Below are 16,944 nucleotides of genomic sequence, written 5' to 3' on the forward strand. Positions count from 1 at the left end.
TTTTTCTTTTGTTGTGCTCCCGAAGGGATTCGAACCCCTATCGTCGGTACCGGAAACCGAAATTCTATCCATTGAACTACGGAAGCGGGCAATTTCCCTGTTTGGGCCTGCAAATATAGCAGATTACACGACTAAAACGCAAGCCGATAGTAAACAAGATTTGAGTTTGGGCTGGTCGACCAGCCCAAACTCCAGGATTCATCTACTTCCGTCCGCGGCCTCCGCGCCGGTTTTCGCCTTTTGCGGCAGTACCTTCCTTGCTTTTCGATCCACCACTGTTGCGTGATGATGTCGACCCGCGCGAACTGCCTCCGGAGCGACGATTATCATCACTCCGACCTGAACGATGACTGGTAGTCAGGTCGGTAGCCCGACCGGCTTTGTCGCTGACCAGGGCAAAATCCATGCTTCTCCGAGCGAGGTTGGCTTCTTTCAAGCGCACGACTACAGCATCGCCAAAAGTGTACATCTTTTTGGTGCGACTGCCAATGATGCGATAGTTATCTTTATCGAATTCGTAAAAATCGTCGCTTAAATCCTGCATCCGAACCAGGCCTTCGCAACTATTTTCGGTGATTTCTACGAAAATGCCGAACTCGGTAACGCCCGAAATGACCCCTTCGAATGCCTGATCGGGTGCCATCCGACTCATAAATTCAACCTGCTTGTATTTAATGCTGGCCCGTTCGGCATCGGACGCCATTTTCTCGCGTTCCGATGAGTGCCGACATTTCTCTTCATACTCGTCCCGGTCGGCGGGTTTGCCCTTATCCAGGTAATGCTGCAACAAGCGGTGCGCCATCATATCGGGGTAGCGACGAATGGGCGAAGTGAAGTGCGAATACCGTTTGAAGGCCAGCCCAAAGTGGCCCAGATCTTCTGTACTATACCGCGCCTTCGACATAGTCCTGACGGCCAGCTGCTGGAGCATATTGGCTTCGGGCTTGCCTTCAATGCTTGCCATGAAGCGGTTCATGGAGCCAGAGATGTGCTCGTCGTCGACGTTAAGCTTATAGCCTAGTTTACGGGCAAATTCCGAAAAGCTGCGGAGCTTATCTTCGGCAGGTGATTCGTGAACCCGATATACCATCGTGTTTTCTTCGCCATGCTTGTTTTGCTTCGAGAGCAAATGCACGTACTCGGCAACACGTTTGTTGGCCAGCAACATAAACTCTTCAATGAGTTTGTTGGTATCCTGACGGATCTTCGGGTAAACGGCTAGTGGGACACCGTTTTCGTCTAACCGGAAGCGTACTTCAACGGTTTCGAAGTTGATGGCTCCGTTTTTGAACCGCTCGTCGCGGAGTTTGTAGGCCAGCTCGTTCAGCAAGCGGAGTTCTTCCAGATAATCGCCACTGTTGCTGTTCAGAATGTCCTGCGCTTCTTCGTAGGCGAAACGCCGGTCGGAGTGAATGGCTGTTCGGCCAAACCATTCCTTCACGATGCGGGCTTCCGGTGTCAGTTCGAAGACCGCCGAGAATGTCAGCTTATCTTCGTTGGGCCGGAGTGAACACAAACCGTTCGAGAGCTTTTCGGGAAGCATAGGCACCACCCGATCAACCAGATAAACGGAGGTGGCTCGTTTGAAGGCTTCTTCTTCCAGCTTCGAACCGGGCAATACATAATGTGTTACATCGGCAATGTGAACACCAATTTCGTAGTTTCCATTGTCGAGCATCTGCACCGATAACGCATCATCGAAATCTTTGGCATCAATCGGGTCAATGGTGAATGTTGTTACATCACGCATATCACGCCGTTTAGCCAGCTCTTTCTTTAGAATTTTGGTCGGAATGGCTTCTGCTTCCTGCTCCACATCGGCAGGAAAGTGAATGGGCAACCCAAATTCCGCCAAAATAGCGTGCATTTCGGTGTTGTTTTGCCCGGCTATACCCAGCACTGTAGTTACTTCGCCCTCAAATCGCTGCTTATGACTGGTCGAATCGGGGTATTTGGTTAACCGGACAATGACTTTTTCCCCATCGCTGGCCCCGCCAAGTTTCTCTTTCGGGATAAAAATGTCGTCGTATATTTTCTTGCTGTCGGGCACAACAAACCCGTAGGTTGGCCATACTTCAATACGCCCAACCAGTTCAGCGCGGCCCCGTTCAACAACGCTGGCAACTTTGCCTTCAATCCGGCGACGGGCACCGCTGCGGCCTCCGTTACGCGAATCTGTGAACTTAACTACCCGAACCCGGTCGCCATCGACAGCGCCGGCCAGATCGTCGCTCGACACCCAGATGTCGTCATCTTTATCGCGACGAACACTGGCCTCTGTGTTTGGAATGACAAAGGCAAAGCGCGAATTAACATGGTCTACTATGCCTTCGATAACGTTAGCATCGGCATCGGCCCGGTAGCTGCCATCGGCCAGACGAACGATAGTACCTTCGTCGGTCAGCTCGCCAATCAGACCGTGCATGATCAATTTCATACGGCGGTCGCTGGTATCAAAATGGTCAAGTACCTGCTCCTGCGTAAACGACTGCTGATCATTAATCTGGAAAAACGCCATAATGTCGTTCTTCATTTCGTCCAGGAAGGAGTCGGCCTGTTGTATTGGCCTTACATGACTCTTCCCTGATTTTTCGACCCCTTTTTCCCGTGGGCGAGCCGGATTGGATTGTCCACGGGCGGGTTGGCCAGTAGCATCCTTTGTATATTTATTTTGTTTTGGTTTTCCGTTTCTCATGTTACTTGCCTGACTAATATTGTCCGGCTAAAATGTTTAATTCAATGTGGAAGAAGGCTGTTTAGTGGATAATAAATAATGAAGAATGAATAATGACGTTAAACAGCACTATCCACTGTCTATTATTCATTTTACGTTAGTAATTATCCATTGTTGACACCTCAATCACTCAAGATAATATGCTCGTCGGCCACGAGCGGGGCACCCACCATTTTCAAATAGACCTGAACCAGCATCACCATTGAATCGCGTGCGTACTGCTCAATACGTGGCCAATCGTGTTCGCGATAATAAATCTCGCTGGTACGGTCGCCTGTCCATTCGAGCGGGCGGGTGGGTATGTTCAGAACAGCCGCCAGCAGGTCGAGTGGCACAAAATGCCGTTTATCGCCAAACTGCCAGTGTTCGAGCGTGTCCCGGTGCGGAATATCCCAGGGTTTCTTGCCCGAAATCTGTAACGCTGGTGGCAATGGTAACCCGTTGACCATCAGCCGCCGACACAAATAAGGGAAGTCAAATTCCTTGCCATTATGCGCGCAGAGGGTGAGTTCGCCGGGTGGGTAGCGGTTAACAATGACCAGAAAATCGTTCAGCAACGCTTGCTCATCGTCATTGCTCAGAAGCTTAACTTTTAGGTGGGGCTTGTCATCATCATCAAAAAACAGTCCGCCCACACCAATACAGATAATTTTACCAAACTCGGCAAAGTAGGAAGCCCGCCGGTCATACCAGCCCGCTGCCGAAAGTTCATCGTCGCTCTTGAAAAAACGGCTTTTCTCTTCCCACTGTCGTTGCAGACGCGGTTCAACAGCTACTAACGACGGCTCACCCGCCACCGTTTTGAGATCGATAAAGAGGAAGTTCTTAAGGCGACGCTTCCAGGAAACGGGTTGAGGCATAAAGTAGCGCGGACGGTCCGCCGTAGCGGTGAAAACCCGCGAATCAAAATCGCGGACTAAGCATGCAAAATTCCTTCAAGACCCAGGGCCGGTATGGTTACGATGTTTTTCTCGACAATGCTGTCGGGTACGAAGATAAACTTCTTGTCGAAAATCTGTTTGCCGATAAAGTAGCTCACCCAATATTCATTATTCAGGTGAAAGACATCGGGCATTATGGTCTCGACAACCTCGTGGCCTCCCGGCTGAACTTCTACGAAGAAATGCCGCAGGGTCGATGTTTTCTGTTCTTCGTCGTTTTTTAATCCGTAGCCTTTAGAAGTAACAAATACCGTTTGGATCGGCACGTCATTCTGGTTAATCAAAAAAACCTGCCAGTCATAGTCACCAAGAAGATTCTCTTTCCGGGCAATTACTATTTGTACGCCCTCAACGGGCAAAAAATTAATGTCTTTTTTCATTGTTTATAACGCGGATTTTCCCGTCTCGGCATGGTCCGTTGTTACGGTACCGGTTGCTGTGCGGGGTTGCCCAACGTGGCAATCCGTTATGCAGGTTAATAACTACGGGTTTACGGTGGTGTGTCAGCCCAATGGTACGCCAGCACGGCCCGTTACAAGCTCCATATCGAACAGGTCGAATAAGTGACGCTGAACCTTGTTTGATACGTCGTCCAGCGAGACCTCATGCCCCAATTCAACCGCCAGCGACGTAACTGCTTTGTCAGTGATGCCGCAGGGGACAATATGGTTAAAATAACTCAAATCTGTGTTAACGTTCAACGCAAAACCATGCATCGTTACCCAACGGCTAGCTTTAACGCCCATCGCACAGATTTTACGGGGATTGCTTCCGGTGGCATCAAGCCAGACACCTGTTAACCGTTCCGAACCGACGCCTTCGATTCGGCCCGCCTGTAAACCATAGTCAGCAAGGGTCATAATAATGCTCTCTTCCAGTAACCGCATATAGCGGTGAATATCCGTAAAGAAATTATCCAGGTCCAGAATAGGGTAGCCTACTAACTGACCAGGGCCGTGATAGGTAATATCGCCACCGCGCCGAATCTTAAAAAACGTTGCACCGAATTCGGTAGCCAGTCGAGCCTCGTCGATCAACAGGTTTTCGGCGTGGCCGCTTGTTCCCAATGTGTACACCGGCGGATGTTCACAAAACAGCAGATAATTGGTAGTTGGCTGCTGTTTATCATTGGGAGAAGCACGGTTCTGTAATTTCTGATTGACTATCGAGGCAAACAGGCGTTCCTGTTCATCCCAGGCTTCCTGATACCCGATCAATCCCAATTGCCGAACCTCAACTTGTTTATTAATAAGACTATTCATTGCTTTACGGAGGAACCAGCCTTTCATAAGGTAACCTCCTTTTAGTAACAATCAGATGAATGTATTTCGTTCGATTGCGTCTCCGTAACCTACTTTAACCTATGGCACAACACAACGAAACCGGTAAACAGGGCGAAGCAGAAGCCGTCCGTTACCTGCGCGAAAATGGCTATGAACTAGTCGCCCAGAACTACCGCTATCAGCATGCGGAGATTGACATTATTGCCAAAAAAGGAAAATTGCTGATCTTTGCTGAAGTTAAAACCCGCACAAACCTTAACTACGGAAACCCCGAGGAGTTTGTATCGTTTACGAAAGCTAAACTGGTTATGAAAGCTGCTGAACACTACATTTTTGCTCATGGGTGGATGCACGATATTCGCTTCGACATTATAGCGGTTACGCTGGCAGGAAATGAGTTCAACAGTAAACACATTGAAGACGCATTTTCGTGAATTGAGAATCTAAAAAAAGTTTAACCACAGAGGCACAGAGAAAACAGAGATCTAATAAATTAACAATGAGTCGTTTAGATCTCTGTTTTCTCTGTGCCTCTGTGGTTAAACTTTTTTTAGACACTTTAGCTATAATGCTTTGTTAAACATGCTTTTGGGGTAAAAATGAAGCCAATTATTTTTATGTTAATTGCGTTATTAATAGGCATTGGTTTTGCACTGTGACAAATCACTATGAGGAATTTTTTCGTTTGGCGATCGGCCCTGCTTTTTATGGCTTCGTCCCTGTTAGTGGTTACGTCGTGTAAGAAAAGTACAGACGTTACGCCTACCGGGCCAGTTACCGATAAGGAGGTTAACGGCTGGATACTGGATAACATGAAGACCTACTATTACTGGAACGATAAACTTCCGGTAAATCCCGATGTATCACTAACGCCTGATGTCTTTTTTAAATCGTTGCTCAATACGTATGATGTTGCGACGAACCCAACTGGTGACCGGTTTTCATGGATACAGGAGAGTGCCGATGAACTGAAGGCATCGCTGAATGGCGAGACTAAAACGGATGGTATTGAGTATAAACTTTATTTGCGCACGGCCAGTAGCAACGATGTGATTGGTAAAATACTGTATGTGCAGAAAGGGTCCCCTGCTGCTAAGGCCGGACTGAAACGAGGTGATATATTTTATCAGATTAACGGTCAAACGTTAAATACAGGCAATTACATAGACCTTGTTTACAGCACCAGCGATACAAAGACGTACACGCTGGCCAGTGTAGACGCCACCAATGCTATTGTCAACACCACGACGACCAGACAAACAACCGCCGTTGTGTTTCAGGCTAATCCGGTTTTTCTGGATTCGGTCTATACCATCAAAGGAAAAACAATCGGCTATTTTGTTTATAATCAATTCGCTACGGGGCCAACCGGCGCCGACGATCATACCTACGACAATCAGGTCGATGCTGTGTTTGCCCGATTCAAAACGAAAGGTGTAACCGATCTGGTTCTCGATCTTCGCTACAATCCCGGTGGCTATGTGACAGCCGCACAAAACCTGGGGAGTTTGATTGGGAAAGGCGTTGATCCATCGAAAATTTTTTACAAGAAAGAATATAGTAAAACATTGACAGCGAGTTTGACGGCGTCGTATGGTGCCGATTGGTTTAATGGTTACTTTCTGCAAAAATCCAGTAACATCGGTGCTAACCTGCGCACCTTGACGATACTCACAACAGGCGGTACGGCATCGGCCAGCGAATTGGTTATTAATGGCTTGCGCCCGTTTATGGATGTAACGACCATTGGTTCAACAACTTACGGTAAGAATGTAGGCTCAATTACCATTTCCGACGAAAAAGGCCGTATCAAATGGGGCATGCAACCCATTGTAACGAAGACATTCAATTCGCTGAACCAGTCCGATTACTCCACTGGGTTCAAACCATCCGTAGAGGTAAAAGAATACAGCAATGAAGTTTGGAAACAATTGGGCGATGTAAACGAATCTATGCTGAGTACGGCTATTGCCCGAATTACGGGAGCGGGGCGTGTTGCGGCTCACGCTGATGGGCCTACGTTTGAACTTGGTTCATCCATTGACCGCAGGGCTGGTAGAAGCAATATGTTTTTCCGTGATAAGCTGCCTGCTGAGCAACATTAATATTGTATTATTTTGCGTTAAAGGCGGCTCCAAAGGCTGCTTTTGGCGTTTTATACTGTAACTTTAGCATCAGCAAGCCCAACAGACTATGTACGAAAAGAATATAGGTACTAAGCAGAAAGCATTACGAGTCAATCTCGACCGACGTATTTACGGCTCTTTTGCCGAAATAGGTGCCGGTCAGGAAACAGCCGCTATGTTTTTTAAAGCTGGTGGCTCATCGGGAACCATTGCCAAAACAATGTCGGCTTACGACATGACATTTAGCGACTCCATCTATGGCGTTGAAGAAAGCGGCCGGTATGTAGTTGAGTCGAGGCTGGTGAAGATGCTGAGTAAGGAATATAGTTTGCTCGAAAAGCGACTGGCCGAAAAACGAGGCCCCGATACTACTTTTTTTGCCTTTGCCAATACGGTTGTCGCCCTGAATTACCAGAAAACCAATGAAGCACATGGCTGGCTTGGCTGCCGGTTTCAGCTTAATCCCCAGTCGGGTTATAATGATGTCATTATCCACGTCAGGATGATCGACAACGAAAATATCCTACAGCAACAGGCATTGGGTATCATTGGCGTCAACCTGATTTATGGTTGCTACTATTACGCTAAATCGCCCGAAACGCTGGTGCTGTCGTTGATGGATGATCTGGCACCAGAACGGATTCAGATCGATATGATCCGGTTTAACGGTCCCGATTTTTCGGATGTCGATAACCGGCTGATGAGCCTGCACCTGGTTAAGAATGGCTTTACTGATGCCGCCCTGTTTGGTGCCGACGGGCAGGTACTGCAACCCTCGGAAGCGCTCTATAAAAAGCACATTCTGGTGATGCGTGGGCGTTTAAGACCGGTTACGAATGTCCAGATGGATATGATCGAAAATGGCCTAAAGCAGTTTAAGGATGAAGCTGATGTGGAGGCAAATCGAGTCGTGTCGATGGCCGAGTTGACCCTGCATAATTTGAAAGCTAACGAGCAGGGTATCGACGAAAAAGACTTTCTGGATCGGGTAGATATCCTGTGTTCGATGGGGCAGACGGTAATGATTTCCAATTACCTGGAATATTACAAACTTGTTAATTATCTGGCCCGGCTAACACGCCTGAAGATCGGCCTGATTGTGGGCATACCGAACTTGGAATACATATTTGAGGAAAGCCACTACGAATTTTTGCCGGGGGGCATTCTAGAATCGTTTGCCACGCTGTTCAGTCGAAAGGTAAAATTATTCGTCTACCCAACGCTGAAAGGAGGGGCAATCTATACGTGTAATGAGTTCAAATTGCCGCCTACGCTGGAGCCTTTGTTTCAATACCTAGTGCGTAATGATAAAATAGAAGACATCACTGACTATAACGAGCAGAACCTGCACATCTCAACAGACCGCGTTCTGGAGATGATTCAGCTGGGTGAAGACGGTTGGGAAACTATGGTACCGGCTCGCGTGGCTGAGCAAATTAAAGAAAATTGCCTGTTTGGCTACCCCTGCGAGGTAGAATATGTTCCTATTGGCAAACAGGTGCGCCAGCAACAGGAAGAAGAACAGGTACCTGTCAAATAAACGAAACAGTATAACTGTTATCGTTTATTAGAAATAAGAACGTAACATAGCTCCGTTTTGAACCAGACCAACTGGTTCAAAACGGAGCTATTCTGTTTAAAGAAGCAACGTTACGCCAGGGCCAGCTTAATGTGCGCCAGGTGATGTTGCACGTGCCAGGCCGACATCGCTAAGGCTTGAGCCTGATTAATCTGTATTTGCCGGGTCGGGTGGAAGTAGCTAATAGCCAGCATAGGTGGCGTCAATGATTTGGCCAGATAGGCATATCGGCGGTGTACGCCTTCAAACATTGTTATTGAGTCGATAATGGGGGCGCTGGTTGCGTCGGCAGTAGCAGCCCACCTGTTCATGTCGATCATGACAGCAGCCTCATTTGGCGATTCTGTCAAGGCTTTTTTCATTCGTAAAAAATGCAGCAAAGCAATATCACTCACATGGTGTACAAGCTGCTGTACAGTCCAGCTACCTTCTCGATATGTTTTAGCTAACTCCATAGTCGAGAGGTTTGCTACCAGTTGCCGGTATTGTGACGGACTGCTCTCAATCACCTTAATAAGACTGACTAATTCGTCGTCTGAGTAAGTTTCCTTACTTAAGAAAGGCCCTATGGGATATTGTCGGTTTTCCATCTATAGTACATTTATGAGTATATCTATGGGCCATTTGCTAAGAAGTGATTGATCTTAGCAACCCTGTCTGGTAAATTTCGTTAACTAGCGTGTATCCTCTTTTTATGTGATCAAATCTGCCCTGTGAAAAGCCCTAGCGCTCTTTACGAGGGCAATTCTACTAAATTAATAAGTAAAGACATGATAATTACGTTTGCTCAATATAGTATACTCATGGCTACGCAACGTTGTGCAACGTTTAGCCAGGTAGAGCAACAAACGAGTTTTGACCGAATGATGATTGATTATTACATCATGGGATTGCTCAACATAGGTCTTCTAAAAGCTAGCGACGAAAATGCTAACGAAACTACCTGCTACGAACTGACTGATCTTGGTGAAAATTACATTGACGATTACGAACGCGCTAACCCAGATCTTATCATTAAAAGATTCGTTAGTTAACTTATTGTTCCAGCCCGTTTTTGACTGTCGTAATACCGCTAATCTGCGCATTTGAGTAGGTTAATAAGGTTAAAAAAAGGCGCAAATTTGTGCTGAAAACTTCACTTTTTTTGTTCTTATAATAGAACGTAAACAACTAGTTTAAACGAAAAAATGGAGTCTATTCACCTACATAAGTTAGCGGCTCATGTACTTGAGCAAGCGGCTCAGCGGGCCACCCGTCGCAAAGGAAATGGACAGGCTACAGCTGCCTTACTTATTCAAATGGCTACCGAGATATTGACCGCTTCGCCTACCCTCAGGAAAAGAGCGAACATTACGCTGGTCGACCTGGCGGCTGCCGACAAGGTGCGTAAGGATTTAGTGAGAAGTCAAATGAATCTCATCAAGTGACGTAGTCATTATAACTAGAAAAGCCCGGCCATCATTGGCTGGGCTTTTTTACCGACTATATCGAAATAAATGATTTATAAGGTAATTTTTGATCGTTAGTTATTGTTTTGAGAGCCAGAATTTTACCTCGAAAAGCATGGCGGCTGCCGATTTTTGGGATGCTTCTACATCGCTTTGCAATTGCTTAAGCTGGTTATCCACCGCAGCTGTTAAATTGAGGAAAACGCTGTATTCGTTAATGTGTTGAGGGCCTGTAGGTAGTGGACGGTTGTCAAAGAAATTTATTAATTCCTGATGTTCGGTACATAATTGCATGAAGTAAAAATAAGAATTAGTTAGTTCGTACGTCGTTTTTTCAGGCGTAAGTGACTCAACTTTTTGGGTTCATTTACTTATACCTAAAAAACAAAAGCCAGGCAATGCCCGGCCCTGTCCAGCCTTCCTCTTTTAAACCTAGTTAGTTCCCACTCAATAAATTGTTCAGACTAGTCCTTACGTAAGTAACTTAGCATAGGCAAAGTGATAATACTTTTACTAAAAAGCCCGATCACAGTGTGTTCGGGCTTTTACTATCCTAGCCACACTAATTATACTAACCTATTCAATATTTTGATGATATAAAGTTAACGAATATTTCTAAATGATAATAACAGATATTCTTTTATTGTGAAAAATAAATAAAATTATTTAACCGCCTTAAATCAACCGCAGGTAAAAGCGTGTTAGACATCTGGATTTTATGTATCTGTTTACCAATTCTGTGTAAAAGGAGTCAATAAAAAGGTCCGGCGTCAAAACAGCCGCCATCTAATTAGATGACGGCTGTTGTACACCACCATTCTTTAACGTATTCTGGCAGCTCTACTTTTCACCGGAATTTTTGTTCCTCATAGTCCTTGATAATGAGGAAGTGGTATTTGCATGTGCAGTCCCCAGAAAATTAATGTTGACGTGGAGAGAACAAACGCCCCGGTTATTGTTATAGGCTTACTAATTGAACGAATTAAGTCTATTACCTAAGCCATGCATCGCTGTAAACGAGTCTTGAATAGCTTGATTTTCTCAGCGAGTTAACTTCAAACCTTTGTTGTTATGGAAACTCAACGGATTGATAAAACGTCATCAGTTCACCCTAATCGGGAGCTTATCCTGCTCTCCGAGCAACATCTCGGGGAGTGGTTCAAATTGATGGATGATTTACAGGACGCTCATGCGCCAACCGATCAGCTAGTCTATTGCCGTAAACAGATTATGTGGCTACAGCATAATCTATATCACTTGCGGAACGCCTGAAGCGAATGAGGCGTAAGGAATGCAAAGAAGCCCGACAGTTAACTGCCGGGCTTCTTTGCGTTCTCCATTCAAGTTTGTCCGAACAGCCTGTATTTGTCGTTGGGGTGCACACTACATAGGTTTCTCTCTCAATAGCAGTTAAGTGAGCTTATCGGAGAGATTAGACACCGAGTCCTGACTTGTTAACATTTCGACCTGTTAATTGATAGTTATCCACACGATTTCAGGGTTGTTTGTGGATAACTAATGTTCTTCCCAAGAAAAATGGTGAAGGTTGTTCCCACTCCTTCTTTACTGTCAAGGCTAATTCTGCCTTTCTGGAGAGTAATATATTCCTGGCAGATGGCAAGACCAAGGCCGGTGCCCTGAAAACCTGATGCGTTACTTGCCCTAAAGAATTTGCCGAACAAATCAGGTATGTCTTTGGCTGGTATACCAATTCCCTTATCGCTGACAGCAACTGTAATGTCTTCTTGCTGGAAGTTGATCGTCAAAACTGGATTTTGAGTTGAGAACTTAAACGCGTTTGACAACAGATTCGTAATAACATGATCGGTGAGTTTTTTATCAATGCTAACGGCAACGGGAGTGCCTACGATTATCCGTTCAACATGGCGATTATCATCCCGATCGCTGAAACTAAATGTCACAATGCTATCGATGATTGAGACTAAATCGGTCAGCTCTACCTTTATCTCTATTTTCCCATTATCGATCTTGCTGATCGCCAATGTATCATCAATTAAATTGTTCAGGCTGGTAACCTTTTTAGAGATTGTATTTAGGTGTTTGTTAATAACTGAAGGATTACCAGGGTTTGAATCAGTGTAATATTTCACTAATTCTACGCTAGAACTGATTACCGTGAGGGGCGTTCTGAACTCGTGCGAGGCCGTTGAAATAAATTGGGATTTCAATACATTTAACGTTCGCTCTTTTTGCAGGGATTCTTCCATGATGAGTTCTTTTTCGATAGCCGTTGTAACATCCGTAGCTACGCCAATTCGGCGTATCAGCACACCTTCGTCATTGTCTACCTTGAAAAGTTTGACATCCAGGTGTCTAATACTTCCATTCTGATGTCTGGCTCGGAATTGAAAAGAGGAATCCTTCCCGTTTCGTACAAAATAATTCATGACACGGGCACGATCTTCTTCGACGATAAAGTCCAGAAATAGAAGTGAGTTTTTGTATATCGATTCGGCCAGTTGCCCCGTGAACTTTTCGTAGGCCCGATTTATGTAGGTAAAGCGGGGTTCGTTTATATCACGAATCCAAAAAATCTCGTCTACATTTTCGGCGATGTCACGAAACCGCTGCTCGCTCTCAATAATAGCCTCCTCCGCCTTTTTTCGTTCGGTAATGTCCGTTAGCGTACCAGTTATTCCTGTCATGACACGCCGATTATCAAGCATGACCTGAGCATGCACATCAATCCAGCGATAGCCGCCATCTTTGTGGATGTAGCGAATGGTATGTTGAACAAGCAGCTTCTGGTTTTTTCTGATGGCCTCGAACAATTGAATGGTGCTGATTCGATCTTCAGGGAAAATGTAGTCCAGAAAAAAAGTACCTACTGATTCCCTGTTAGCGAAGCCCGTTACTTCTTCCCAGGCTGGGTTCAGATAAATCCACAGGCCGTTTGCATCCGTTTGGAACACTATTTCCTTGAGGTGATCAACTAGGGACCGATATCGCTGCTCACTGGCACGAAGGGCCTGTCCGGCCTGCCGTTCCGATGTACGATCCCAAAGTATGCCAATCATTCGATTGCCCAATCCCTCTTCGTTATGAATAAATGAACCATCTGCTTTAATATAATGGATCGTCTTTGTGATAGGGAGAATAATACGGAATTCGACGTCGAAGGGTTTTTGGCCAATACTAACTTCCTGTATGTACTGATTGAAGTGGCGTAAATCGTCAGGATGAACGAGCTGTTTTATATCGTCCAGACAGTAAATACGGGTATTGTCAGGGAGATCATAGTAGGTATAAAAATTCTCATCCAGAAGTATCTCGTCAGTGAGCAAATTCCACTCCCAAATACTCAATTTGCCCGCTCTGGTGGCTAGTTGGCTCCGTTGATTTGCCTGAACAAGAGCCTGCTCTATGGCTTTCAGATGAGAGATGTCTGTTATGATATCAACAAAGCCGATCAATTTTTGCTCATCGTCATAGAGACCGCTAACGGTTGACAAAACCGGAATGGCTTGTCCATTTTTGGAGAGTAGTGTATTTTCCCGCCGTAAAAAATTATTTTTTGTGACAAAAGCCCGCACAAGTTCATCACCCTCAAGAACGGCATTGTTCAAGTCAGGCTTTAATTGATCGAGTCGCTGCTGGTGAGAAACCGGCTCCCGTAATGAGCTTGGGGTAACTTTCCCGATCAACTCATCGGTGCTATAACCAGTTAGGTCCTCCATCGCTGGATTGACCAGCTGAATAATACCATTCGTATCAATGACCGTGATGGCCAGGCCCGCATATTGAAGAATAGCCCGTTGGAGAGCCGACAAATGACGAACTTCGGCTGACCGGTTGGCTACCCGTTGTTCCAGTTCGGCGTTGGTTTGCCGAAGTTCGTCTTCAACTTGTTTTAGCCGGGTAATGTCGTGAACTGTAAACAGAACATTCTCCCCTACCCGAACCATCGAAAAATTTCCCCAGAATGCACCCGATGGCAACTGGTCCTGTAATTGTATATGCTGGGCTTCTCCCGTCAGAGCAACTTCGACCATCATACGGAACAAGCCATTATGGAGCAGATGCGGGAATAAAACAAGTAAAGGCTGCTTTAGTATAGCTTCCTGGCTCAGGCCGGTAATCGCAGAATTTACCGGATTATTTACAAGGTACTTAAAGTCGACAATAGTCCCATTCTGGCGGATGGGTTGTAAAAGGGCCAATCCTGAGGGAATTGTATCAATGACTGCCTGAAATAATTGATTACTTGCCCGTAATGATTCAATAAGGTAATTGTCTGTTCTATCTGGCTGGTTGTTACTCTTGGTGGTCTTTGCAGTATCGGTCTTTACATAAAAAACGCATTTTCCTTTGACTCGGTGAAGCGAACAGTCTATCCGCTGGCCTTTATCCTGATCAAACAATTCTGTTGTCAATGAAACGCCCGTTTCCAGCACGGCGAAGGCGGTTTCGGTCAGCGATTGAAGAAGTGGAATATCCCTGAGGAGCAGTGAAGTTGTTGAGGTAGGACTAGCGCCCAGCAAAGCAGACGCAAAGGGATTCTGATAAGTAATTACTAACTCCTTCCTTGGGTCTGGTGGCCCCTTGGTAAGTTCACATACCAGAACGCCTATTGGTAGATTCGCAAGATCGCCAATCAATAAATCAGATGTCATAAAGATCTTGTCGTTTTCCTGTATAGATAAGCGTGGGATTGATATGTATAACTCACTGAGCTTATAGGTGCTCAGTGCGGATTCTAAGTACTTATCTACAGATCAACATGATAAAGTGAAAAGGTATAATTTTTCGGAGTAGAGTTAAGTCTATAGGTTTGACTGATTATATTAGTAAGAGATTTATGCAGCAGTATATAAATAAATTTATTACGCAAATATACTAATGTGAAATTATTATAATAAGAAGTTAATGAAAAAATGAATTTATTTCGTTAGCTGGTATAATTGATTCCTGAATTTATCAACCTGAAGGGTAGGTTTACCAAGCTGGTACTGGAAACCGATCTGACTACAATAGAGAGGCATCAACGCAGGCCAACAGGCAATGGACGATCACCGAAAAATCGCTTAGGTTAAGTCAAGAAATCAGGGGGTAGATGACTATCAAAATAGTTAGAAATACGGACTTTGCGGCTTAGTTAATGTAATGACCTCAGTCAGAAAGCTAAGACTAACCTTGCATCGTCAGCCTGTCGAAAACTAATCGTATTGCCCCGTTGTACCAACCCGTCGTACTTATTGCTTTGACTTATGAAGAATTCTGTTGGTAGCACATGTAGTAGTTCCAGTCTACCGGTTTGTTTAACCATCCTGGCCTCTCTAATCAGCCTGGTGTTCGCCAATACAAGCCTGGCGCAGGGGCCAAAAATCAGCCGGAAAATAGTATTTACGGGTATAGTCTCCGATACGATTAATGGTATGCTGATTGATTCGGTCAGCGTTTCCGCAGGTGAGATAACTACGCAATCCAATGCTAAGGGCGTTTTTACCCTCGAAATCCCGGCAAAAGAAGCGGCAGTACCAAACAACTACGTGCTGACGTTTTCCCGGAAGAACTTCAACACCCTGAAATGTACCGTTTCGGCAGGTAGCAGGACACAAATTGAGGCCAAAATGAAATCCCAATACCCGCTGCGCAACATACTTCACTTATTTACAGATCCGGGCATTCCTGAGCGGGGACCACATGAATCGCCCTCGACGCCAAAATGTGCGGACGCAACAGTTGTACCAGACCTTATTGGGGGGCAATTGGGTAAGCACAACTTTATCTACATTGGCGAAAATAACCGGCGCATCTGCATGGTCATCAATGGGAAACTGACCTGGCACTACGACACCGAAAACGATTGGGAAGACGATGAAATCTGGCTCCTGTCCAACGGAAATATCCTTCACGCGCACATGAAATACATTGAGGAAATAACGCCTAAAAAAGAGATTGTGTGGCGTTATGATAGCCCTAAAGGCACCGAAATTCATACATGCCAGCCCATCGGTGTTGATAAAGTGCTTTTTCTCCAGAATCAGAGCGATGTAGCCATTGTCAAGTTGTATAACAAAGTCACGGGAAAATACGAGCTGGAAAAGGAGTTAAAGGAGCTGGGCAAAGGCCCTCACGGTCAGTGCCGGCGGTTCCGCATGACCAGTAAGGGCACCTACGTGGCTGGCACTTTGGGAAGCCACACCTTCTATGAATATGACAAAAATTTCAACCTGATCTGGACGCACGATCCGGGGTCTATGTGGGGAGGGGTTCCGCTTAAAAATGGCAATTACCTTTTCCAGCGGGAAAATGCCATGACATCGGTAGAGATAAACCGGACGGGTGAAATTGTTTGGCAGGTTTCTATTGCTGACATTCAGGACCAACTCACCGAACTTGCCCCAAACGCAGGCAAAATAACCGCTACTCAAACCTGCGAACGGTTATCCAACGGCAATACAGTACTATTTACTCGGTTCTGTAATGCTAGTCTACCGCAAGCTATCGAAATTACACCTAACAAAAAGGTGGTCTGGATTCTACAGGACTGGCAGCACTTAGGCGATAGTGTGTCGGCCCAATTTCTGGATGAGCCCGGCTACCCGGAGGTGCCAGGCGAAACAAACCATTAGAAGCCCTGAGTAAATGCTCCCCAAGTGTATAAATACTAACAGTTAATTAACTTATTAATGGGTTGATAGTGAATAATTTAAAGCAGTTTTTTTGGTCCAGGTTCAGGGGCTTATCAGATTACATCGTCAACAAGTAGACAAAAAAATGCCCTGAAATCAATGGCGTTTGTATATTGGCCAACACCGACGAAATAAGTGAAATACTTGCTGTAATACATAAACTATTTGTAATTCGAA

At 45.5% G+C, this 16,944-nt stretch carries 14 protein-coding genes and 1 tRNA gene; 7 read left to right on the top strand and 8 right to left on the bottom strand.

Features of this window, described 5'->3' with window-relative positions; translation table 11 throughout:
• Positions 1–14: 14 nt before the first annotated feature.
• The 5 genes from CWM47_RS16205 to lipB form a co-directional block, all read right to left on the bottom strand.
• Positions 15–86: transfer RNA gene (locus CWM47_RS16205), tRNA-Arg, on the bottom strand.
• Positions 87–202: 116 nt separating this feature from the next.
• Complete coding sequence (rnr, locus tag CWM47_RS16210; protein ID WP_100989266.1) at positions 203–2,695, bottom strand: ribonuclease R; 2,493 nt, start codon at positions 2,693–2,695, stop codon at positions 203–205.
• A 161-nt stretch (positions 2,696–2,856) separates the two neighbouring features.
• Positions 2,857–3,594 (bottom strand): 3'-5' exonuclease, encoded by a 738-nt coding sequence (locus CWM47_RS16215; RefSeq protein WP_100989268.1) that lies wholly within the window; start codon positions 3,592–3,594, stop codon positions 2,857–2,859.
• A gap of 56 nt (positions 3,595–3,650) precedes the next feature.
• The gene (locus tag CWM47_RS16220; protein ID WP_100989270.1) at positions 3,651–4,055 is read right to left on the bottom strand and encodes a hypothetical protein; all 405 of its coding nucleotides are present in this window, start codon (positions 4,053–4,055) and stop codon (positions 3,651–3,653) included.
• 123 nt (positions 4,056–4,178) lie between these two features.
• Positions 4,179–4,937, bottom strand: a complete 759-nt coding sequence (lipB, locus tag CWM47_RS16225) for a lipoyl(octanoyl) transferase LipB (RefSeq protein ID WP_100993907.1) — start codon at positions 4,935–4,937, stop codon at positions 4,179–4,181.
• Between the two features lie 101 nt (positions 4,938–5,038).
• Between lipB and CWM47_RS16230 the strand changes: the two genes are divergently transcribed.
• The 3 genes from CWM47_RS16230 (at position 5,039) to CWM47_RS16240 (ending at position 8,624) form a co-directional block, all read left to right on the top strand.
• Positions 5,039–5,392 (top strand): YraN family protein, encoded by a 354-nt coding sequence (locus tag CWM47_RS16230; RefSeq protein ID WP_100989272.1) that lies wholly within the window; start codon positions 5,039–5,041, stop codon positions 5,390–5,392.
• A gap of 234 nt (positions 5,393–5,626) precedes the next feature.
• Positions 5,627–7,063: a S41 family peptidase gene (locus CWM47_RS16235; protein ID WP_100989274.1), complete on the top strand. Its 1,437-nt coding sequence runs from the start codon at positions 5,627–5,629 to the stop codon at positions 7,061–7,063.
• Between the two features lie 88 nt (positions 7,064–7,151).
• Entirely contained in the window at positions 7,152–8,624 is a 1,473-nt protein-coding gene (locus tag CWM47_RS16240) for a BCNT domain-containing protein (RefSeq protein WP_100989276.1), read from the top strand.
• Between the two features lie 110 nt (positions 8,625–8,734).
• On the opposite strand, the gene CWM47_RS16245 is transcribed toward CWM47_RS16240, so the two are convergent.
• Positions 8,735–9,253 carry a DinB family protein gene (locus CWM47_RS16245; protein WP_100989278.1) on the bottom strand — a complete coding sequence of 173 codons (519 nt, stop codon included), beginning with the start codon at positions 9,251–9,253 and terminating at the stop codon, positions 8,735–8,737.
• A 213-nt stretch (positions 9,254–9,466) separates the two neighbouring features.
• On the opposite strand from CWM47_RS16245, the gene CWM47_RS16250 reads away from it, so the two are divergent.
• Together CWM47_RS16250 and CWM47_RS16255 are read left to right on the top strand one after the other, a co-directional pair.
• Positions 9,467–9,697 (top strand): hypothetical protein, encoded by a 231-nt coding sequence (locus CWM47_RS16250; protein ID WP_240625921.1) that lies wholly within the window; start codon positions 9,467–9,469, stop codon positions 9,695–9,697.
• A 153-nt stretch (positions 9,698–9,850) separates the two neighbouring features.
• On the top strand, positions 9,851–10,090 hold the full coding sequence (locus CWM47_RS16255) for a hypothetical protein (protein ID WP_100989282.1): 240 nt from the start codon (positions 9,851–9,853) through the stop codon (positions 10,088–10,090).
• 99 nt (positions 10,091–10,189) lie between these two features.
• On the opposite strand, the gene CWM47_RS16260 is transcribed toward CWM47_RS16255, so the two are convergent.
• Positions 10,190–10,405, bottom strand: a complete 216-nt coding sequence (locus CWM47_RS16260) for a DUF6965 family protein (RefSeq protein ID WP_100989284.1) — start codon at positions 10,403–10,405, stop codon at positions 10,190–10,192.
• 777 nt (positions 10,406–11,182) lie between these two features.
• On the opposite strand from CWM47_RS16260, the gene CWM47_RS16265 reads away from it, so the two are divergent.
• On the top strand, positions 11,183–11,383 hold the full coding sequence (locus tag CWM47_RS16265; protein ID WP_100989286.1) for a hypothetical protein: 201 nt from the start codon (positions 11,183–11,185) through the stop codon (positions 11,381–11,383).
• Between the two features lie 209 nt (positions 11,384–11,592).
• Here CWM47_RS16265 and CWM47_RS16270 read toward each other — a convergent pair whose 3' ends face one another.
• The gene (locus CWM47_RS16270) at positions 11,593–14,745 is read right to left on the bottom strand and encodes a PAS domain S-box protein (RefSeq protein ID WP_100989288.1); all 3,153 of its coding nucleotides are present in this window, start codon (positions 14,743–14,745) and stop codon (positions 11,593–11,595) included.
• A 594-nt stretch (positions 14,746–15,339) separates the two neighbouring features.
• On the opposite strand from CWM47_RS16270, the gene CWM47_RS16275 reads away from it, so the two are divergent.
• A complete protein-coding gene (locus CWM47_RS16275; protein WP_157815976.1) occupies positions 15,340–16,707 on the top strand; it encodes a hypothetical protein in 1,368 nt (455 codons plus the stop codon).
• Positions 16,708–16,944 lie beyond the last annotated feature (237 nt).

Source organism: Spirosoma pollinicola (assembly GCF_002831565.1).
Lineage (GTDB): Bacteria > Bacteroidota > Bacteroidia > Cytophagales > Spirosomataceae > Spirosoma > Spirosoma pollinicola.

Excerpts from the sequence above, each read along its gene's own strand:
- rnr (WP_100989266.1), bottom strand. The coding sequence starts at position 2,695 with ATGAGAAACGGAAAACCAAAACAAAATAAATATACAAAGGATGCTACT.
- CWM47_RS16215 (WP_100989268.1), bottom strand. The coding sequence starts at position 3,594 with ATGCCTCAACCCGTTTCCTGGAAGCGTCGCCTTAAGAACTTCCTCTTT.
- CWM47_RS16220 (WP_100989270.1), bottom strand. The coding sequence starts at position 4,055 with ATGAAAAAAGACATTAATTTTTTGCCCGTTGAGGGCGTACAAATAGTA.
- lipB (WP_100993907.1), bottom strand. The coding sequence starts at position 4,937 with ATGAATAGTCTTATTAATAAACAAGTTGAGGTTCGGCAATTGGGATTG.
- CWM47_RS16230 (WP_100989272.1), top strand. The coding sequence starts at position 5,039 with ATGGCACAACACAACGAAACCGGTAAACAGGGCGAAGCAGAAGCCGTC.
- CWM47_RS16235 (WP_100989274.1), top strand. The coding sequence starts at position 5,627 with ATGAGGAATTTTTTCGTTTGGCGATCGGCCCTGCTTTTTATGGCTTCG.
- CWM47_RS16240 (WP_100989276.1), top strand. The coding sequence starts at position 7,152 with ATGTACGAAAAGAATATAGGTACTAAGCAGAAAGCATTACGAGTCAAT.
- CWM47_RS16245 (WP_100989278.1), bottom strand. The coding sequence starts at position 9,253 with ATGGAAAACCGACAATATCCCATAGGGCCTTTCTTAAGTAAGGAAACT.
- CWM47_RS16250 (WP_240625921.1), top strand. The coding sequence starts at position 9,467 with ATGGCTACGCAACGTTGTGCAACGTTTAGCCAGGTAGAGCAACAAACG.
- CWM47_RS16255 (WP_100989282.1), top strand. The coding sequence starts at position 9,851 with ATGGAGTCTATTCACCTACATAAGTTAGCGGCTCATGTACTTGAGCAA.
- CWM47_RS16260 (WP_100989284.1), bottom strand. The coding sequence starts at position 10,405 with ATGCAATTATGTACCGAACATCAGGAATTAATAAATTTCTTTGACAAC.
- CWM47_RS16265 (WP_100989286.1), top strand. The coding sequence starts at position 11,183 with ATGGAAACTCAACGGATTGATAAAACGTCATCAGTTCACCCTAATCGG.
- CWM47_RS16270 (WP_100989288.1), bottom strand. The coding sequence starts at position 14,745 with ATGACATCTGATTTATTGATTGGCGATCTTGCGAATCTACCAATAGGC.
- CWM47_RS16275 (WP_157815976.1), top strand. The coding sequence starts at position 15,340 with ATGAAGAATTCTGTTGGTAGCACATGTAGTAGTTCCAGTCTACCGGTT.